19 protein-coding genes are annotated in these 20,106 nt (G+C 48.1%); 9 read left to right on the top strand and 10 right to left on the bottom strand.

Going from position 1 to position 20,106, the window contains the following annotated elements; translation table 11 throughout:
* Positions 1 to 7: 7 nt before the first annotated feature.
* The gene (locus L2713_RS11405) at positions 8 to 649 is read left to right on the top strand and encodes a bifunctional 4-hydroxy-2-oxoglutarate aldolase/2-dehydro-3-deoxy-phosphogluconate aldolase (protein WP_011622806.1); all 642 of its coding nucleotides are present in this window, start codon (positions 8 to 10) and stop codon (positions 647 to 649) included.
* A gap of 70 nt (positions 650 to 719) precedes the next feature.
* Here L2713_RS11405 and L2713_RS11400 read toward each other — a convergent pair whose 3' ends face one another.
* The 3 genes from L2713_RS11400 to L2713_RS11390 form a co-directional block, all read right to left on the bottom strand.
* Entirely contained in the window at positions 720 to 2,060 is a 1,341-nt protein-coding gene (locus L2713_RS11400) for an anti-phage deoxyguanosine triphosphatase (protein WP_248967980.1), read from the bottom strand.
* Between the two features lie 25 nt (positions 2,061 to 2,085).
* On the bottom strand, positions 2,086 to 2,673 hold the full coding sequence (yfbR, locus tag L2713_RS11395; RefSeq protein ID WP_248967979.1) for a 5'-deoxynucleotidase: 588 nt from the start codon (positions 2,671 to 2,673) through the stop codon (positions 2,086 to 2,088).
* A 254-nt stretch (positions 2,674 to 2,927) separates the two neighbouring features.
* Complete coding sequence (locus L2713_RS11390) at positions 2,928 to 4,142, bottom strand: pyridoxal phosphate-dependent aminotransferase (RefSeq protein WP_011622803.1); 1,215 nt, start codon at positions 4,140 to 4,142, stop codon at positions 2,928 to 2,930.
* A 739-nt stretch (positions 4,143 to 4,881) separates the two neighbouring features.
* Between L2713_RS11390 and L2713_RS11385 the strand changes: the two genes are divergently transcribed.
* Positions 4,882 to 6,264 carry a Na+/H+ antiporter NhaC family protein gene (locus L2713_RS11385; RefSeq protein WP_011717101.1) on the top strand — a complete coding sequence of 461 codons (1,383 nt, stop codon included), beginning with the start codon at positions 4,882 to 4,884 and terminating at the stop codon, positions 6,262 to 6,264.
* A gap of 241 nt (positions 6,265 to 6,505) precedes the next feature.
* Here the strand turns inward: L2713_RS11385 and efp are convergent, their stop codons facing one another.
* From efp to L2713_RS11355, 6 genes are all read right to left on the bottom strand, one after another.
* Positions 6,506 to 7,066 carry an elongation factor P gene (gene efp / locus L2713_RS11380; RefSeq protein ID WP_011622801.1) on the bottom strand — a complete coding sequence of 187 codons (561 nt, stop codon included), beginning with the start codon at positions 7,064 to 7,066 and terminating at the stop codon, positions 6,506 to 6,508.
* A 44-nt stretch (positions 7,067 to 7,110) separates the two neighbouring features.
* Entirely contained in the window at positions 7,111 to 8,292 is a 1,182-nt protein-coding gene (gene earP / locus L2713_RS11375; RefSeq protein WP_248967978.1) for an elongation factor P maturation arginine rhamnosyltransferase EarP, read from the bottom strand.
* Positions 8,293 to 8,371: 79 nt separating this feature from the next.
* Complete coding sequence (gene fldA / locus L2713_RS11370; protein ID WP_011622799.1) at positions 8,372 to 8,899, bottom strand: flavodoxin FldA; 528 nt, start codon at positions 8,897 to 8,899, stop codon at positions 8,372 to 8,374.
* Between the two features lie 55 nt (positions 8,900 to 8,954).
* The gene (gene ybfE, locus L2713_RS11365) at positions 8,955 to 9,227 is read right to left on the bottom strand and encodes a LexA regulated protein (protein WP_011622798.1); all 273 of its coding nucleotides are present in this window, start codon (positions 9,225 to 9,227) and stop codon (positions 8,955 to 8,957) included.
* A gap of 11 nt (positions 9,228 to 9,238) precedes the next feature.
* Positions 9,239 to 9,460, bottom strand: coding sequence for a DUF2788 domain-containing protein (locus L2713_RS11360; RefSeq protein ID WP_007648263.1), 222 nt, complete (start codon positions 9,458 to 9,460; stop codon positions 9,239 to 9,241).
* A gap of 101 nt (positions 9,461 to 9,561) precedes the next feature.
* Positions 9,562 to 10,338 carry an alpha/beta fold hydrolase gene (locus tag L2713_RS11355; protein WP_041416833.1) on the bottom strand — a complete coding sequence of 259 codons (777 nt, stop codon included), beginning with the start codon at positions 10,336 to 10,338 and terminating at the stop codon, positions 9,562 to 9,564.
* Positions 10,339 to 10,633: 295 nt separating this feature from the next.
* Between L2713_RS11355 and seqA the strand changes: the two genes are divergently transcribed.
* Positions 10,634 to 11,185: a replication initiation negative regulator SeqA gene (gene seqA, locus L2713_RS11350; RefSeq protein ID WP_248967977.1), complete on the top strand. Its 552-nt coding sequence runs from the start codon at positions 10,634 to 10,636 to the stop codon at positions 11,183 to 11,185.
* A gap of 71 nt (positions 11,186 to 11,256) precedes the next feature.
* Positions 11,257 to 12,909: a phosphoglucomutase (alpha-D-glucose-1,6-bisphosphate-dependent) gene (gene pgm, locus L2713_RS11345; RefSeq protein WP_248967976.1), complete on the top strand. Its 1,653-nt coding sequence runs from the start codon at positions 11,257 to 11,259 to the stop codon at positions 12,907 to 12,909.
* Positions 12,910 to 13,028: 119 nt separating this feature from the next.
* Here the strand turns inward: pgm and msrA are convergent, their stop codons facing one another.
* Entirely contained in the window at positions 13,029 to 13,508 is a 480-nt protein-coding gene (gene msrA, locus L2713_RS11340; RefSeq protein WP_011717096.1) for a peptide-methionine (S)-S-oxide reductase MsrA, read from the bottom strand.
* Positions 13,509 to 13,786: 278 nt separating this feature from the next.
* On the opposite strand from msrA, the gene astE reads away from it, so the two are divergent.
* The 5 genes from astE (at position 13,787) to nadA (ending at position 19,966) form a co-directional block, all read left to right on the top strand.
* Positions 13,787 to 14,821 carry a succinylglutamate desuccinylase gene (gene astE, locus L2713_RS11335; RefSeq protein WP_248967975.1) on the top strand — a complete coding sequence of 345 codons (1,035 nt, stop codon included), beginning with the start codon at positions 13,787 to 13,789 and terminating at the stop codon, positions 14,819 to 14,821.
* A gap of 162 nt (positions 14,822 to 14,983) precedes the next feature.
* On the top strand, positions 14,984 to 16,162 hold the full coding sequence (locus L2713_RS11330) for a thiamine pyrophosphate-dependent dehydrogenase E1 component subunit alpha (protein WP_248967974.1): 1,179 nt from the start codon (positions 14,984 to 14,986) through the stop codon (positions 16,160 to 16,162).
* A 3-nt stretch (positions 16,163 to 16,165) separates the two neighbouring features.
* On the top strand, positions 16,166 to 17,143 hold the full coding sequence (locus tag L2713_RS11325) for an alpha-ketoacid dehydrogenase subunit beta (protein ID WP_011622791.1): 978 nt from the start codon (positions 16,166 to 16,168) through the stop codon (positions 17,141 to 17,143).
* Between the two features lie 9 nt (positions 17,144 to 17,152).
* A complete protein-coding gene (locus tag L2713_RS11320; RefSeq protein ID WP_248967973.1) occupies positions 17,153 to 18,748 on the top strand; it encodes a dihydrolipoyllysine-residue acetyltransferase in 1,596 nt (531 codons plus the stop codon).
* 144 nt (positions 18,749 to 18,892) lie between these two features.
* Positions 18,893 to 19,966, top strand: a complete 1,074-nt coding sequence (nadA, locus tag L2713_RS11315) for a quinolinate synthase NadA (protein ID WP_011622789.1) — start codon at positions 18,893 to 18,895, stop codon at positions 19,964 to 19,966.
* Positions 19,967 to 20,106 lie beyond the last annotated feature (140 nt).

Below are 20,106 nucleotides of genomic sequence, written 5' to 3'. Positions count from 1 at the left end.
TACCGCAATGCTTGAGAATAACTGGTCACTACAACCACAAGATATTTTTAAACGCAGCCCTATTGTTCCTGTTATGGTCATTAACAAGATTGAACATGCGGTGCCGTTGGCTAAAGCCTTAGTCGCTGGCGGGATCAGCGTTTTGGAAGTGACATTACGTACTCCATGCGCCCTCGAAGCTATCACTAAGATCGCCCAAGAAGTGCCTGAGGCGCTTGTCGGTGCGGGTACCATTTTAAATGAAGCCCAGCTCGATCAGGCGATTGCCGCCGGCGCACAATTTATTATCACCCCTGGGGCGACGGTTGAGCTGCTTAAAGCCGGTATGCAAGGCCCTGTGCCTTTGATCCCTGGCGTTGCCAGCATCTCTGAAGTGATGACTGGCATGGCGCTCGGTTACACTCACTTTAAATTCTTCCCAGCGGAAGCTTCGGGCGGTGTGGATGCGCTAAAAGCATTCTCTGGCCCATTAGCGGATATCCGTTTCTGCCCAACGGGTGGAATTACGCCAAGCAGCTATAAAGATTACTTAGCGCTGAAAAATGTGGATTGTATCGGCGGCAGCTGGATTGCCCCAACCGATGCGATGGAGCAGGGCGATTGGGCGCGTATCACTCAATTGTGTAAAGATGCGATTGGCGGTCTCTAAGCCGTTTACTTGCAGAACGCACTAAGAATAAAAAACCACCTTGCGGTGGTTTTTTACTGCCTGTTCAGCGCTACATCTCTTTGCTGAGTTCCACGTTGGAGCCCGCCTTGGGGCTAAACAATTGCTGGTATAGTCGTCCGGCAAATTCATCCGTCATGCCAGAAATATAATCCGCCAACACCCTGTGGCTGTTTTGGCCTTGCAGCTCACTGGTGCGCCAACGTTCTTGGGTATTGAGTGGTAATAACCGCTCAGGATCCGAGGCAAACGCCTCAAAGAGCCCCATCACTATCTGTTGGCCCTTGTATTCCAGCATTTGGATCTCGGGTTTACGGATAACGTATTTAAACACTAACTGCTTTAGCACATTGAGCGCATCAGCAAATTCGGGTTCGAGGCTGGCATTAAACCGCAGCAACGGTTCCTCGAAGGCCGGATCGTCGTTGATAATAATGGCGGTGACAAAGCCATTTACTAAGGTGCCGATGGCATCCTTTCGCAGATGATGTTCATGGGAGAAGAGCTTAGTGCCGATATCGGCAAGCTCCTGGCGGATCCAAGGATCGCCACTGTGCTTAAGTGTCGGCGCCACATCCTGTTGCCATTGTGAGGCGGTAACTATGCCCATGACAATCGCATCTTCAAGATCGTGCACGGCGTAGGCGATATCGTCAGCCAGTTCCATAATCGAGCAATCGAAGGATTTAAACTGAGTGCGTAGATGCGGGTAGTTTGGCTGCAGGCTCGGCTGAACGGAGATAAAGCGCGCTCTATCGGCAACGGATAACGGTTCCAGTACCCAATCGAAAATGTCACTATCATCGTCGAATATGCCTTTAACAGGCGGCCATTGTGATGGTTTAAGCTGTCTGTGATTGGTGATTTCAGGATGTGAACCTGGCACAAATAGCAGTGATTGCGGCGCGGGATATTTTAAAATCCCGAGCATAGTACGGCGGCACAGATTCATCCCAAAGGCCTCGGTGTAAGGCTCGAGTTTCGAGAGAATACGAAACGTCTGGCCATTTCCTTCAAAGCCACCGTGGTGGCGCATCATATAGTTGAGCGCGACTTCACCGCCGTGACCAAAGGGTGGATGGCCAATATCATGGGCAAGACAGAGGGATTCGAGTAGGCTCATCGAGCCTAATAAGGGCTTATGCTCGGGATACTTGCGGCTGAGCTGCGCCGCGATGCCGGTGCCGATTTGTGACACTTCGAGTGAATGGGTTAAGCGTGTGCGATAAAAGTCATTCATGCCCACCCCAAGCACTTGGGTTTTGGCCTGTAGGCGGCGAAAGGCGGCGGAGTGGAGGATCCTTGCTCTGTCCCTTTGGAAAGGGCTTCGATGATCATTACGTCTTTGTTTATCTTCGCCATGGCGGCGTTCTTGCCAAACACTTGAGCTCATATGCATTCCTAGCGAGAGTGATACATCATAACATCTTGTTAATTTCGTCCAAATTCAAGGTGAAACTTGGCACAAAGCAATCCATAAAATATTTCACCGACGGATCGGGATTGGCCGCCAGCATGGCTTCGAGACGTTTACGCGCGGTATTAAATTCGGTGTTGCCAGCGCGGTTTTCCTCTAGACATTTAAGGTAAGCGCACAGGGTATCGGCGGATTTGACTATGGCTTTGTAAATCGGATCGGCGTAATCGCTAATAAAAAGGCTGCGATAATCCTCTTTAAATTCATCGGGTACCATATCGAGCATGCGCTGCTCGGCAATGGCCTCAATCTTCTTATACTCGGCTTCGATTTCTTTATTAAAGTACTTTACCGGAGTCGGCAAGTCGCCAGTTAAAATCTCACTGGCATCATGGAAAATCGCTAAACTGGTCGCCTGATGGGCATCGAGCGTGGTGCCAAATTTCTTATTACTGATAATCACGAGGGCATGGGCGACCATGGCAACTTGCAGTGAATGCTCTTGAACGTTTTCGGTGCGCACGTTGTACATTAAGGGCCAGCGCTGGATAAGTTTCATTCGGGCGAGGTGGGCAAATAAATGACTCATAATGCTCCTTTATATGAATGCCGGACCGCATAACACTCAACTCGAGACAAATCGGTGAGAAGCGTGGCTTAAAAATACGGCTTAAAAATACTGCATAAAAAAGTACGGCGATGAAGCTTTAGCCTAACACAGGCAAGGTAGATAAGTGAGTGGAATGATTGAAGAGTTTTTACGCACAGCAAAAATAAAGCGACCCAGAGGATCGCTTTAGTCGAGGTTAACCTAATGGTCATCTTGGCGGTGAGACTAAAACATTATTGCTTGTAGGTCTCGAGGAAATTGCCAAACTCTGTCAATGCTTTAGTCAAATCTTCCTTATAGGGTAAAAATACCACTCTGAGATGATCTGGCTCTGGCCAGTTAAAGGCGCTGCCGTGCACGAGGAGGATTTTTTTATCCCTGAGCAAATCGAGTACTAAGCGCTCATCATCCCTGAGGTTGAACTTCTTCATGTCCAGTTTGGGGAAGGCGTACAGTGCACCCTTGGGCTTTTTCACGCTCACACCGGGAATTTGGTTCAATAACTCATAACAGGTATCGCGCTGCACGGTTAAGCGCCCGCTCGGTAAAATCAGCTCATTAATGCTTTGGTAACCGCCGAGCGCGGTTTGAATCGCGTGTTGATTTGGCACGTTGGCACACAGGCGCATCGAGGAGAGCATCTCTAAACCTTCGATATAACTCTTGGCGGCCTTAAGATTGCCAGACAACATCATCCAACCGACACGAAAGCCCGCTGCGCGATAGGCTTTTGATAGTCCATTAAAGGTCACGGTTAAGATATCGTCAGAGAGGCTCGCGGCCGGAATATGTTTGGCCTCGTCGTATAAAATCTTATCGTAGATTTCATCAGCAAATAAAATCAGGTTGTGCTCGCGGCAGAGCTCGATAACTTGCAGCAGTAATTCTTTGCTGTAAACAGCGCCCGTTGGGTTATTTGGGTTAATCAACACAATACCACGGGTACGAGACGAAATTTTGCTCTTAATATCATCAAGATCCGGGAACCAATCCGCCTCTTCATCACAGCGGTAATGTACCGCTTTACCGCCGGCTAAATTCGCCGCCGCGGTCCATAGCGGATAGTCGGGCGAGGGGATCAGCACTTCATCATCGGTGTTTAATAAGCCCTGCATGGCCATCATAATCAGCTCTGACACACCATTACCGATATAGACATCTTCGATATCGACGCCTTTAATGCCCTGCGCTTGATAATGCTGCACAATCGCCTTGCGGGCAGAGAATAATCCTTTCGACTCACAGTAGCCTTGGGCGCTGGGAAGATTGAGGATCACATCGCGCACAATTTCTTCCGGCGCTTCAAAACCGAAGGGGGCAGGGTTACCAATGTTGAGTTTGAGGATGCGGTGTCCCTCGTCTTCTAAACGTCTGGCTTCCTTGTGCACTGGGCCGCGGATGTCGTAGCAAACAGTATCCAACTTGTTGGACTTGATGATAGGGCGCATTTACACCTCGAAACATGCAGTTAATTTAGGCTTAAGTTTGTGCACCATAACGAAATTATTGGGCTTAAGGAAGGGGGCTTGAGCACAAATAACAAGTTTTTTTCATCAAACTCGCCAGTTAAATATGCTTTAACCAAGCTTTAAATAAATTAAAACAAGTTTTAAATGCTGAATGCATGCAAAGTATCAAACTAATTCACTGTTGGTTTTGGTGGGGTCAGCCTTTGCGACTATCAAGTGGCTTGTTTGAGCCTGTGGCCGCATTTTTTGAAACTGAAAATCCATTCAGCGGTTAAATGTTAATAAAATTGTTAATCAGTTTTTGCTTAACCGCTGATTTACTAGTGGTGATTTTAGTTAATGCGGTTTTATCGGGTGTTCAGCGATTTTTTGATATTTAGGCAGATTAACTGAATGCTTATTAAGCATTTAAGGTCAAATAAAGATTTCGTTGTGCGGGTTTAAAGTTATTTAAAATCATGCACATATATCAATGCTTATTTCAGTATTAAAAATTATTTATGGTTAGCATAAATTTATGGTTGACTCGATATTCGATGCGCTTTATTTTCTGCGCGATGTTTTTGGCAAGGCACCTAAGATAACAAGCTTTTAGCAGGTTTTATCAGCGGAGTTAGTCATCATGAAGCAGCAATATTGGCGTCCGTTATCGAGGTGATTTCAGGCGCTGTTCTAAAAACTTTTGCCTTTAGGCAACTTATTTAGAGGACCTAAGTGCATGTCTGAACCGACAGCGTTAAGTCTTATTCCACCTCTGGTGGTATTGGTGTTGGCCATTTGGTTACGCCGCCCCATTCTTTCTCTGATCATTGGTGCGGTAACTGGTTTTCTGTTACTCGATCCGTCGCAAGTCTTAAATAATTTCGCCAGCACTTCATTAAAAGTCATGGCCGATGAAACCATCGGTTGGTTGATTTTAGTGTGTGGTTGTTTTGGTGCGTTAATTGCCCTGTTAGTGCGTACTGGTGGTGCACTGGCGTTTGGTCGAAACGCACTGAAATTTGCTAAAGGCCCTAAATCCTCTCTGTTTATGACCTTTATTCTCGGGATTGTGATTTTTATCGATGACTATTTGAACGCGTTAACCGTGGGTGAAACCATGAAGCGTGTGACCGATAAGTTTAAAGTGTCCCGTGAAATGCTGGCCTATGTGGTTGACTCTACCGCAGCACCAGTGTGCGTGCTCGTGCCATTATCCACCTGGGCAGTATTCTTTGGTGGCTTGCTGGTCGATAACGGTGTGGCGGCTGAAGGTCAGGGCATTAGCGTATATATGCAGGCGATCCCCTACATGCTTTACGCTTGGTTAGCCGTAGCCATGGTGTTACTGGTGGTGTTAGGTGTTGTGCCTGCCATTGGTCCGATGAAAAAAGCCCAGCTGCGCGCCGCCCAAGGTGAACCTGCTGAGGCGCAAGTCGATTTAGACCAGGTACAAACCTCTGACGAATACGCGATTGCTGCGATTGAAGAAGAGTTTAAGCATGCCGACAATCAGGGCAAGCTGCACAACTTCTTGGTGCCTATTCTGCTACTGGTTGCCTTTACCGTTTATTTTGATATCGACGTGTGGAAGGGCTTGTTAGCGACATTAGTTATCACGCTGCCTTACTATGCGGTGCAGCGTTTAATGCCACTGTCAGAGATGATGGATCAGATGATCGATGGTTTTAAGAGCATGTTGCCCGCCATTGGTACCGTGATCGCCGCATTCGTGTTTAAGGATGTGTGTGATGCGCTGCTGCTGCCACAATATGTGATTGAATCATTGAGCCCATTCATGACGCCTAAGATGTTGCCAGCGGTAGTATTCCTCTCTATGGCTATTCTTGCCTTTGCGACGGGTTCAAGCTGGGGTATTTTTGCGGTGACCATTCCAATTGTGATGCCACTGGCGCAATCGGTTGGTGCGGATATTCCACTGGTGATTGGTGCGCTGCTGTCGGCATCATCATTTGGTAGCCAAGCGTGTTTCTACTCAGATTCAACCGTATTGGCCGCACAAGGCTCTGGTTGTAACTTAGTGAGCCATGCGGTGACTCAGTTACCCTATGCGTTAATTGCCGCTGTGATTGCGTTCTTTGGCTTTATCTTGATTGCCTAAGCTGCGATGCAGTAAATATAAAAAACCAGCTACGGCTGGTTTTTTTATTGCCAACCGTTTATTGCGAAGGTTTATTGAGCGTGTTGACTGGCTCGCGCCACTAAAGAACTCTTCGCTCTTTACTTCGATACCCAATTTCATGTGATAACAGTTCGCTGCAAACCGTTAGAATTATCAAATTCGAGGCAATAAAAAAGCCAGTGCAGGCACTGGCTTTTTTATCTGGGAGTAGGAAGGGCGATTATACGCGCTTCTTGAATTCGCCAGTACGAGTGTCGATTTCAATCTTGTCGCCAACTTTAACGAAGTCAGCCACGCTGATTGTACCGCCGCCAGTGATAGTTGCTGGCTTCATTACTTTACCTGAAGTATCGCCACGAGCAGATGGCTCAGTGTAGATCACTTCACGTACGATAGTGGTTGGCATTTCAACAGAAATTGCTTTGCCTTCGTAGAAAGTCACTTGGCAAGTTTCTTCCATACCGTCAACGATGTAAGCCGCTGCATCACCTAAGTTCTCAGCTTCTACGTCGTATTGGTTGTATTCTGCATCCATGAACACGTACATAGGATCAGCAAAGTAAGAATAAGTACAATCCAGACGATCTAGGATAATATCGTCAATCTTATCTTCACCTTTGAAAGTGGTTTCAGTACCAGAGTTAAGCAGTAAGTTTTTCAGCTTTAACTTAACGATGGCAGCGTTACGGCCAGAACGAGTTGTTTCTGTTTTCTGTACAACCCATGGGCTGCCTTCAAACATGATCACGTTACCAGGACGGACTTCATGAGCAGTTTTCATTACACAATTTCCTATATGTCGATTTTCTATTTCAGCGCAGCATCTTAGCTTTTTTTGACGAATTGGACTAGCCGAGTCGCAAGATCTGCAGCATTTATTGCGTCAATTGGCCAATCTTTAGCATGTTGCAAGAGTGGCAAACGGACAGGATTTAGGTTTTGCCAGTGAGTTTTCACGGCAGATTGCTCGCCTTGGTTAAATGCAACATTCAATTTAGACCAAGTGTCGGCAATATCAGGGGGCAGATTATCGCAGTAAAGTTGGATAAAAGCTCCTAATTTTATTAGATGATAATCATCTTCTTGCGGATAAATATGCCAAATAAAGGGTTTAGCTGCCCATTGCGCCCTCAAGAAGCTGTCTTCACCGCGGACAATATTAAAGTCGCAGCTCCACAGTAGGCGGTCGAACCCTTGTTGGTCTGTCATCGGCAAGATATGCAGAGTCAAATGACCTAGCTTAATTTGCTGTCCGGGGCTGAGCGCCTCAACCTTGCAGGGTAATAAGTGTTGTAAGCTGTTTAAGCTGCGTCCCTTGGGAATAAGCGCATGAATTTTGGCATCGCTTGTTGCACTGGCTTGCCAGAGCTCACACAAGGCCGGTAGAGAATCAGTTTCATAGCTAAAGACACTGTAGACAGTATCTTGCGCTTGAATATCCTTAAGACCAAGGCGCTCAAATAATTGCAGTTTATTGGTGCTATCCAGTTGCCATCTATCGCGTTCAGCAAATAGCTCACGCTCACAGATGAGTCCACCCGTCTTTGGGGTAAAACCCGGGAAAAAGAAATACTTTTTGATGCCACTTGCCTGCATTGAGGGTAACCCATGGCAGTCATCGACCCAGTCTTCTGCGCTTAAATATTCTAAATTCAGCCATACAGGCACCGCTTGCGGTGTGGTGCTGTGCAGCGTGATGAGTTGTTGTTTGACCTCGTCAGGCAGTTCGCAGGCAAAGGCTTCAATTAATACGGTGCCAGGCACAAATGCCACGGGCAGGGGCGTTGTCCAATGATTGATGGTGACGCCATGAAAGACTTGGCTGCTTTGGTTTGGATCAAGGCTCGGTAAAATATGCGAGAAGCTGTTTAAGTCATCGACCCAGAGTGTAATGGGGAGTTGATATTCATTGACCAGCTGTTTGGCTAAGCGCCAAGTGACGCCGATATCGCCGTAATTATCGACGACGCAGCAAAAGATGTCCCAGTGGGGGGCGGTGGTTGCCATTGAGTGTATCGCTTTCATTAATCGGGAGAGCACACATAAAAAAAGCGGCGTTTCGGCCGCTTTTTTTACGGAACTGAGCTTAGTCTTCGAACTCGGCTAAGCACATTTCTTCGTAGATTTGCTTAACCCAAGCATCCACACGCTCTTCAGTCAGCTCTGGTTGACGGTCTTCGTCAATCCCTAAACCGATGAAGTGGTCATCATCGACTAAGCCTTTTGACGCTTCGAAGTTATAACCTGCCGTTGGCCAGTGACCGATGATGATACCGCCACGTGCTTGAACGATATCGCCCACCATGCCCATGGCATCGAGGAAGTATTCTGCGTAGTCTTCTTGGTCACCACAACCGAAGATAGCAACCAGTTTGTCTGTAAAATCAATCTGTTCTAATTCAGGGAAAAAGTCATCCCAGTCGCACTGTGCTTCACCGTAATACCAGGTTGGGATGCCGAACAGCAGCAGGTCGTATTCTGCGATCTGTTCTTTGGTGCTCTTGGCGATATCTTTCACCTCAACCATTTTCTTACCCAGTTTCTTCTGGATCATCTTGGCGACAGCTTCGGTGTTGCCTGTGTCGCTACCGAAAAAAAGACCTACAGTTGCCATTGTCTATCCTTTATGTCTAGTTCACTTATACGTTAATCTTGCTGCTATCGATTGCTCAGCATTCAATTTTTTGCTGAAGAATTAATTCGATTAACTGGCTTCGGCTGATGTTACTGGCCAATGCCTGCTCATTCAAGGCGTCATATAAATCTTGTGACACCTTTAACTCTATTCGCTTTAATCCTTTGGCTTTATCCCGCTGGATCTGGTTGCGCTTATTGACCTTAAGTTGCTGGCTACGGGACAAAGGATTGCTACGTGGGCGGCCCCGGCGCTTTTCATTGGCAAAAAGGTCAATGGTTGTTCTATCTGTTGCTTCTTTTGCCATGTTCTTATTGTTTAACCGATGCCTGAACCTTCCCAGGACATCTGGATAATACCTTTTGCAATAAACCCGGCGCAGCCGAGAAATAACACTAACCACACAATAAATCGACCAAATTTCGGCACATTACCTTGTTTAAGCACATCGTGGATGGCCATGCCGATAAAGAAAAATATCGCGGCAAAAAACAGGTTCAGGCCAATGGTTTCAATTTGTTCCATGTACTGAGATAACATACTTTCTTAGTCCTCTAGAGTCTTCTAAGGCTAAAAGAGGCGCGAATATATCATATCAGCAGGGTGTCGGCTATATGATTTAGGTCGAGAATCATTGTCATTTACACTGAGTGTTTGTCAATAAATTCAGACACAATACGATTAAACACCGCTGGTTTTTGAGCATGTAGCCAATGGCCACAACCTTCTAATGTTTTGGCCTGCGCCGCGGGAAATTGACGCATGATCTCGTCGCGATGTTCTGCGGTCACATAATTGGAGTCACCACCACGGATAAAAAGGCTCGGTCCGTTATAGACTTGCTGCGATTTGTGGTTTTCATTAGGCCAACCAATGATGTTGGGATAACAGCTTTTTAAGCCAGTCAGGTTCATCTTCCAACGAAAGCCGGTGTCGGTGCGCTGGAGGTTTTTGAGTAAAAACTGCGCGGTCGGTTCATCGATGCCACCCGCTAATAAATGCGATAACGCAAAGCGGCGGTCGGTGTGGCCTTCAAGTGGCAAACTTTCGAGTGCCGCAAATACCGCATCATGGCGCGGCTGGTAAGCAACTGGGGCAATATCGGCGGCTACCATGCTGATGATGCGTTCTGGATAGGCAAGCGCGGTTGCCATGGCGATTTTACCGCCCATGGAATGGCCAACAATGTGTACACGCTCAAGCTCAAGTTCATCTAACAATGCCACCATGGCCTCGGCTAAGCTTGGGTAATCCATCTCCTGCCAATGTTCACTCAAACCGTGATTAGGCACATCAACGCGGATAACCTGATGATTTGCTTCGAGGACTTGTCCTAGCCCCTTAAGATTATCTAAATTGCCAAAGAGTCCGTGGATAAGGAGGACTGCTTCTCCTTGACCTGTGGATGCAAAATTCATGAAATCGCCTGTGCTGTGGTACATAAAGTGCTGCGGATTGTGCCCCTAATGGGTTAAGTTTGACAAGTCTTGAGGCAATTTTGAGGCACAGTGCGCCGAACTTGCTGGCTTTTTCAGCGATTAACCCGCTTGTGCTAATTTGATGTGCGATTTCACGCATTTTTAGATTAATGATGCTTTATCAGATTGATAGAGATAGATACACTGGGGCAACGATCGCACAGATCCTTTGCGAGGATCGCCTGTGGTGCACTTTTTCGGTTAAGCCTATCGAATAACAAAGGATAATAAGGTTATGAAATACATCGAAGTGGATGAAGAGCTCTATCGTCATATTGCCAGCAAAACGGAACGTATTGGTGAGAGCGCCTCTGACATTCTCCGTCGATTACTCGGCCTGTCCGTCGATGCGGTTGAACAAACGCAGCCACAGGCCATTAGCCAACCGAGTTTAGAAGCAACGACGCCTGAACCACAGATTGCGTCTCAGGTAGAAACCTTAGTCTCTGCGCCCGATTTCAATCAATTGGTGGATGAGCATAAGTTAGAGCAGCAAAAAGGCGCCGTGGGTCGTTTCTTATTCTTGCTCGAGAGTTTATACCAACAGAGCCAAGCGCAATTCTCGCAAATTTTACAGATCCAAGGTCGCGATCGACTCTATTTTGCGCGTTCACGGGAAGAGTTACTCAAGGCCAGTGCTACTGCTAATCCTAAGGAAATCGGTAACACCGGATTTTGGGTCACGACCAACAATAACACCGCCAAAAAACGGGCCATTTTAGTCGAAGCCTTAATGCAATTTGGCTGCGATGCCCAAATCGCCAACGGCATTGCCGAACGCGTATAACGCCTTTATCGACGCCGCAATGATGCGGCGTTTCCATTTAATTAACCGATTTTCCAGTAGGAGAGGATCAGGTGGCAATACATCAACGGGCAGGACAAACCGCGAGTCAGACGGATCTGGTGAATATTCCAAAGCTGATGAGCCATTATTACAGCATCAAACCTAATGTGGATGCTGCCGAGCAACGTGTGACGTTCGGGACCTCGGGTCACCGCGGAACCGCATTTCAAGCAAGTTTTAACCAAGACCATATTTGGGCTATTACCCAGGCCGTGGTGGATTATCGCCAATCGGTGAATATCGACGGCCCGCTATTTTTAGGTATCGATACCCACGCCTTATCTTATGCGGCTTACGTGTCGGCGATTGAAGTGTTAGCGGCCAATAAGGTGACTGTGCATATTCAGCAAAATGATGGCTTTACCCCCACACCTGTGGTGTCCCATGCCATTATTTGCTCTAATCGTGAAGCGGCGCTGAGTGGCGCCGCGTTAAGTGATGGTTTGATTATTACGCCATCCCATAATCCACCGCAGGATGGTGGCATCAAGTACAATCCTCCCCATGGCGGCCCAGCCGAAGGCAATATCACCGCTTGGATTGAATCCCGTGCTAATGATTACCTGCGCGCAGGGCTTAAGGGCGTTAATAAGCTGGCTTATGCCGATGCGTTAACTTCGGGTTATGTGCATGCCATTGATTTGATCACGCCCTATGTCGCGGATTTAGTCAATGTGGTCGATATGCACGCTATCGCTAAGGCTAAGCTGAAATTGGGCGTTGACCCATTAGGCGGCTCGGGTATTCATTATTGGACGCCGATTGCCAAGCACTATGGCATCGATATCACCTTAGTTAACGATAAGGTCGACCCAAGCTTTAGCTTTATGTCGCTCGATAAAGACGGCAAGATCCGCATGGATTGTTCTTCTCCCTATGCGATGGCAGGCTTACTGGCCCATAAAGAATCCTTCGATTTATGCGTCGGTAACGATCCTGACTACGACAGACACGGTATCGTGTGTCCGGGAACAGGGCTGATGGACCCCAACCACTATTTAGCGGTAGCCATTGATTATCTGCTGACCCACAGACCTGAATGGAGCGAGCAGTTAGCCATCGGCAAGACGCTGGTATCGAGCGCGCTTATCGATAAAATCTGCGCCTTCCATGGCAAAAAATTACTCGAAGTCCCGGTAGGCTTTAAGTGGTTCGTCGATGGATTAGCCGAGGCAACCATTGCATTTGGTGGTGAGGAGAGTGCTGGCGCGGCGTTCCTGCGCCGTGATGGCACGACTTGGTGTACCGACAAAGACGGTTTTATTCTGGTACTGCTAGCGGCCGAAATGCTCGCGGTTACTGGCAAGACGCCGGGGCAACGCCATCAAGAATTAGTGGCGCAATTCGGTCAAAGCTTCTACAAGCGTATCGACAGCCCGATTAGTCTTGAGAACAAAGCCAAATTTGCCAAGCTTAATGCCGAGACCTTGAACGCTACTATGCTGGCGGGTGAGAAGATTGATGCCGTATTGACCCACGCCCCTGGTAACAATGCCTCGATAGGTGGCATTAAAGTGACGACGGCCAATGGTTGGTTCGCGGCGCGGCCGTCGGGCACTGAGGCGTTATTTAAGATTTATGGTGAGAGCTTTATCAGTGAGCAGCATCTTGCCGATATCATCAAGGACGCACAGGCCTTGATTGATAAGGCGCTTAGCGCCTGACCTAGCAGTTAAGCATTGATTTTACCGATAAAAAACGCACTCATGGAAATCCTATGAGTGCGTTTTTATTTGCAGCGATGAGAAGTCAAGCCGCTCACGCAGATGCTAAATGGTGATGATCAATACTCGAGATGGCAACTTGGTAAGTTGTTCTTATCGATATAGTTTTGATGATATTCCTCTGCCACATGGAATTGCTGCAAAGGTACAATTTCAGTCACAATGTGGCGTAATCCCCAGCGGCCCGAGCGGGCAAAGGCCAGTTTAGAAGCTTCGGCCGTCGCTTTTTGCTCACGGTCATGGAAGAAAATGGTACTGCGGTACTGAGTGCCAATATCGCCACCCTGCATATTGAGCGTGGTGGGGTTGTGGTTCTTCCAAAACACATCCAGTAATTCGTCGTAGCTGACAATCGCAGGGTCAAATTCCACTTGCACGACTTCAGCATGGCCTGTCTTACCTTTTTTGACTTCCTCATAGGTGGTCGCTTCGTTATTACCACCCATATAGCCGCAGGTCGCGTTGGTCACGCCGTTGACTTGTCTAAAGAAATACTCCACGCCCCAAAAACAGCCGGCACCGAAAGTTGCTAACGCCATGATAAATCCTGATAGAAGTCTAGATGGCTAAGGATTGTGATAAAACTCATCCCTAAAAGCAAGTGTGTCGACAAAATTAATCCTATGTCGACCAAATGCGGCTAAGATGCTGTGGTTTTGCCGCGAAATGCGCTTGTTTGACCAGAATGACAGAGTAACGGCCCAAAAACTTGTGTTAGTATGGATGCGCTTTTTAAGGCGGGTAGCGATAAGTGCCATGAAACAGGCAGTTATTGCCATCACTCCCGTCTTTAACACGCTATTATAAGGAGAATTCTGTGTTACAAGTTCTGTTAGATTCGAAGGATTTTCTCGCGCTGACCCTCGCCAATCCTGAAACACTCGGGGATGAGTTTAGTTTCACCTTAGGGGAACATACTCGAGTCGAAGTGTGGGACACAGGTGTGATCGTCTTTGAGCCAGCACAAGCCCAAGGTAAGGATGTCATTCTCTCCTGCGGTGTCCACGGTAATGAAACCGCACCCATCGAACTCTGCAATACCTTAATCAAACAGCTTCTCCAACAAAAAATCATCGCCAAACAACGCACGCTCTTTCTTATTGGTAACCCTTTAGCGATTAATAACGGGACTCGCATTATCGACGAGAACATGAATCGTCTCTTTAGTGGCGAGCATTCAAACCCACCGGGATTAGTGAATCCTGAGCGGGTGCGGGCAAAAAAATTAGAAGCCTATGTCGACCGCTTCTTTAAGGGCGCAGCTGCAGGGCGCCAGCGTATTCACTACGATTTACACACGGCGATGCGGGCGTCAAAACACGAAAAGTTTGCGATTTATCCCTATCGTCCCGGCCGTGCTTACAGCGCCGAGCAAATCATGTTTTTAGCCGCCAGTGGCGTCGATACTGTGTTATTTCACCATGAGCCGACAACCACCTTTAGCTATTTTTCCTCCGAGCAGTATGGCGCCGATGCCTTTACCATTGAATTAGGTAAGGTGTATCCCATGGGGCAAAACGATATGACGCGTTTTATTGCCGCCCAAGAGATGTTTATGCGCCTTATCACAGACAAACCCTTAGCGCTTGAGCCATTCTCAGCGGATAAGGTGAATCTGTATCAAGTGTGTCGGGTGATTAACAAACATTTTGATGATTTTGAATTTACCTTCGCGACCGATGTCGAAAACTTCCGATCGTTCCCGAAAGGCTTTGTATTGGCCCGAGAGGGTGGGCAGGAAATTAAAGTCGAACAGGAATTTGAAGCGATTGTCTTCCCCAATGCTAAGGTGCCCATCGGTAATCGCACTGTGATTTGCCTGATCCCTTCAGTCGCGCCAGATGTTCGCTAGTTTTGTAAAGCATTATATACATGCCCACAGGGGATTAGTTGTCGTTTGAACTGTGCCAACGGTTGATAGGTAGTTTACGTTAACGTAATGTTCATCCGGCATATTCGTATAAATTAGGCGTTGTGGATTTTCCATGGCGTAACGAGATAACAAGAGCACAATATGAGCAAAGCAACACTCAACACTGATACAGTGCACCGTGTCGGCTTCTTGGATAAGGCATCGCTTCACATTCCTATCCTTCGAATTCTACAAGCAGACGGCACTACCTATGAAACCGCGGTTTTGCCTGTAATAGATGAAGCCTTAGCCACCAAAATTTACGATACTTGCGTATTTACGCGGGTACTCGACGAACGTATGTTAGGCGCACAGCGTCAGGGACGGATCAGCTTCTATATGACCTGTACGGGTGAAGAAGCGGCGATCGTCGGCAGTGTCGCGGCGCTTGATCAAGAAGACGTGATCCTCGCGCAATATCGTGAACATGCGGCGCTACGCTACCGTGGTTTTACGACTGAACAGTTTATGAACCAAATGTTCAGCAATGAGAAGGACTTAGGTAAAGGTCGCCAAATGCCAATTCATTACGGCTGCGCGGCGTTAAACTATCAAACCATTTCATCGCCACTGGCCACGCAAATCCCGCAAGCGACAGGTGTCGGTTATAGCCTGAAAATGCAGGGCAAACGTAATGTCGCCGTCTGTTATTTCGGAGAAGGCGCTGCCTCTGAAGGCGACTTCCACGCCGGCTTGAATATGGCTGCGGTGTTAAAATGCCCCGTGATTTTCTTCTGCCGTAACAATGGTTATGCGATTTCCACCCCAACTGAAGAACAGTTTGCTGGTAACGGTATCGCTAGCCGCGGTGTGGGTTACGGTATGCACACCATTCGTGTCGACGGGAACGATATGCTGGCGGTGTTAGCGGCGACGCAACAGGCGCGTGCCTATGCGATTGAGCACAATGCTCCCGTGTTGATTGAAGCCATGACGTATCGCCTTGGCGCGCACTCATCTTCTGACGATCCTTCTGGCTATCGCTCCAAAGAAGAAGAGGCGAAGTGGCAGCAACACGATCCAGTCAAACGCTTCAAGTTATGGTTGATCAACAAAGGCTGGTTGGCCGAGGCCGATGATGCCCTGCGTTACGAAAAGTACCGTGAAGAAGTGTTAGCCGCCGTTAAAGTCGCTGAAAAATTACCTATCCCTATGCTGGATGAGATCATTGAAGATGTGTACGACAAGCCAACACCAGCGCTGAAAAAGCAGCTGAGTGAACTTAAAGAACACATCAAGAAATATCCGCAATCCTATCCCAAAAGTGCAGGGAGGCTATAAGCCGTGGCAGAAATGAATATGTTACAGGCCGTCAATGAGGCCTTGTCTATCGCCATGCAATCTGACGAGCGCATGGTGGTATTTGGTGAAGACGTTGGCCACTTTGGTGGTGTGTTTCGCGCAACCTCAGGTTTACAGGAAAAGTTTGGTCGCAGCCGTTGCTTTAACACGCCGCTGACAGAACAAGGCATCGCGGGTTTTGCCAACGGTTTAGCCTCTAATGGTATGACCGCCGTGGCGGAAATCCAGTTCGCCGATTACATCTTTCCAGCGTTCGATCAAATAGTGAACGAGTCTGCTAAATTCCGTTACCGCAGCGGTAATGAATTTAATGTGGGAAGCCTAGTGTTCCGTACACCTTATGGTGGCGGTATTGCGGGCGGCCATTATCATTCACAATCGCCAGAAGCTTATTTTACCCAAACGCCAGGCTTAAAAGTGGTTGTGCCACGTAATCCAGAGCAGGCCAAGGGCTTATTATTAGCCTCTATTCGCGATAAAAACCCTGTGGTGTTCTTTGAGCCAAAGCGTTTATACCGTGCTTCAGTGGGTGAAGTCCCTGCGGGCGATTATGAAATCGAGCTGGGTAAAGCCGAAGTGGTGCGTGAAGGGAAAGACATCACCTTAGTGGCGTGGGGCGCACAGATGGAAATCATCGAAAAAGCGGCCGACATGGCGGCAAAAGAGGGGATTTCCTGCGAAATTATCGACCTACGTACACTCGCGCCTTGGGATGTAGATACAGTTGCAGATTCTGTGAAGAAGACCGGCCGCTTACTGATCAACCACGAAGCGCCATTGACGGGTGGTTTTGCCGGTGAAATCGCCGCGACGATTCAGCAAGAGTGTTTCTTGTATTTAGAATCACCCATCAGCCGTGTATGTGGTCTAGATACCCCATATCCACTGGTCCACGAAAAAGAATATATGCCCGATGCGCTCAAAACCTTTGAAGCCATTAAGGCATCGGTGAATTTCTAGGAGTCCGGTATGATTAAAGATTTTATTTTGCCGGACATTGGTGAAGGCGTTGTCGAGTGTGAACTCGTCGAGTGGTTGGTGCAAGAGGGCGATACGATTGCTGAAGATCAGCCCATCGCCGATGTGATGACCGACAAAGCCTTAGTGCAAATTCCAGCGCCTTTTGCGGGAGTCGTGACCAAGCTGTATTACGCCAAAGGCGATATCGCTAAGGTGCATGCGCCGCTTTATGCTGTGCAGATTGAGTCCGACGAAGTCGCACCTGTTGCTGCGTCTCAGCCTGAAGCACACACAGCGACGCAAACACCTGCAAGCCAATCCAGCGCGGCGGGTACGAGCGTAGAAGAGTTTCTGCTACCCGATATTGGCGAAGGTATTGTTGAGTGTGAACTGGTCGAATGGCTAGTCCAAGAAGGCGATACTGTGGTGGAAGACCAACCCATCGCCGATGTGATGACAGATAAAGCCCTAGTGCAAATCCCTGCTATCAAAGCGGGTAAAATTGTCAAATTGCACTATCGTAAGGGCCAGTTAGCTAAGGTACATGCGCCATTATTTGCGATCGAGGTTGAAGGTGGCGTTAGTGCGCCAGTCAGCCATGTACAAGAAGCCAGCGCCACCGCTGCGAATACCGCAGCACCAGCCGCTTGCGCGGCGGTGTCCTCGGAGCCTGCTCGCCAAGGTAAAGCCTTAGCCAGCCCAGCCGTTCGCCGTATGGCACGTGCCTTAGATATCGATTTAAGTCGCGTCCCTGGTAGCGGCAAACATGGCCGTGTGTATAAGGAAGACATTACTCGCTTCCAAGCGCAAGGCGGCGCTGTGCCTGCCGTTGCGTCAGTGGTTGCTGCCCCAACTGTGGCTCAATCGACCGTTTCTACAGCAGTGGCAAGCGCTGCACGGGGTGACATTATTGAGCCTATCCGTGGCGTGAAAGCCGTGATGGCAAAAATGATGGTGGAATCGGTATCCACCATTCCACACTTCACCTATTGCGAAGAGTTTGATTTGACAGACTTAGTCGCTCTGCGTGAAAGCATGAAGGCCAAGTATTCCACCGACGAAGTTAAGCTGACCATGATGCCATTCTTTATGAAGGCCATGTCGTTAGCCTTAACGCAGTTCCCTGTACTTAACAGCCAAGTGAATGCTGATTGTACGGAAATCACCTACAAGGCGCGTCATAACATAGGTATGGCGGTCGACTCTAAGGTGGGATTATTGGTACCAAACGTGAAGGATGTACAAGATAAGAGCATCCTTGAGGTCGCGGCCGAAATCACCCGCTTAACCAATGCCGCCCGTAGCGGCCGTGTTGCGCCGGCGGATCTTAAAGAAGGCACGATTTCGATTTCGAATATTGGCGCCTTAGGTGGCACAGTCGCAACGCCTATAATCAATAAGCCGGAAGTCGCGATTGTCGCATTAGGTAAGTTACAAATCTTGCCGCGCTTCAATGCGAAAGGTGAAGTCGAAGCGCGTCAGATCATGCAAGTGAGTTGGTCTGGGGATCACCGCGTTATCGATGGTGGCACCATTGCTCGTTTCTGCAACCTTTGGAAACAATACCTTGAGCAGCCGCAGGATATGCTATTAGCCATGCGCTAATCGGCTGTCAGCCAATACTTACAGCCAATCCAGCAAATAAGGACGCAATTTAGCGTCCTTTTTTATTCGCAGGCCATAAATGGGTTAATCTTTTGATCCCAATTACGTATAATTCACGAACGTTGTTATCCTGATGGATTTGTTATGAGCCCCAGCCCATTTGCCCCAACAATCGAAACTATTGATTATCCGTTTCCGCCTAAGCCAATTCCTCTGTCCGATGCCGAAAAGGCGGACTACAAGGCACGTATCAAGCAGCTGCTGATTGAAAAAGATGCGGTTTTGGTTGCCCATTATTATACCGACCCTGAAATTCAAGCTCTGGCCGAAGAAACCGGCGGTTGTGTTTCTGACTCGCTTGAAATGGCGCGCTTTGGCCGCGATCATCCCGCTAAGACGTTAATTGTCGCTGGGGTGAAATTTATGGGGGAAACTGCCAAAATCTTAAGCCCAGAAAAAACCATTCTGATGCCGACCTTGGAGGCGACCTGTTCATTGGACTTAGGTTGCCCCATCGATAAATTCAGCGCCTTCTGTGATGCGCATCCTGATCATACCGTGGTCGTTTATGCCAACACTTCGGCGGCGGTAAAAGCCCGTGCCGATTGGGTGGTCACCTCAAGTATTGCCCTTGAAATCGTTGAGCATTTAGACAGCGAAGGCAAAAAAATCATTTGGGGCCCAGACCGTCATTTAGGCAGTTATATTGCCAAACAAACGGGCGCCGAGATGTTGATGTGGCAGGGCGACTGTATCGTTCACGATGAGTTTAAGGCTAATGCGCTGCGTGATTTAAAGCGTGTTTACCCCGACGCGGCGATTCTAGTACACCCAGAGTCACCCGCGAGTGTGGTGGCGATGGCGGATGCTGTCGGCTCCACCAGCCAGTTGATTAAAGCTGCGCAAACCATGGCTAATGAGCGTTTTATTGTGGCGACCGATCGCGGTATTTTCTACAAAATGCAACAAGCGGCGCCGGGTAAAACACTGATTGAAGCGCCTACTGGCGGTAATGGTGCCACCTGTAAGAGCTGTGCTCACTGTCCTTGGATGGCGATGAACGGCTTAAAGGCGATTGAAGCGTCATTAAGTGACAGCGACAAAACGACTCACGAAATCTTTGTCGATGAAGATTTACGCGTGAAAGCCTTAATCCCGCTGACCCGCATGCTTGACTTCGCTAAAACACTGAATATGAAAGTGAAAGGCAACGCTTAATCAAGCGTCCATAACACTCACGAAAAATGAAATCCCTGCCACTTGGCGGGGATTTTTGTATCGGTTCAAATTGATCAGCAGCTAAGCTGCTAAGTATGTGCTTAATAAGGTGCGCTAGCTTTTAGACGCCATTCTTCATA

Source organism: Shewanella seohaensis, from assembly GCF_023283775.1.
Taxonomy (GTDB): Bacteria; Pseudomonadota; Gammaproteobacteria; order Enterobacterales; family Shewanellaceae; genus Shewanella; species Shewanella seohaensis.
The sequence above is the reverse complement of the archived record's forward strand: the minus strand, read 5'-3'. Positions and strand labels throughout refer to the sequence as shown.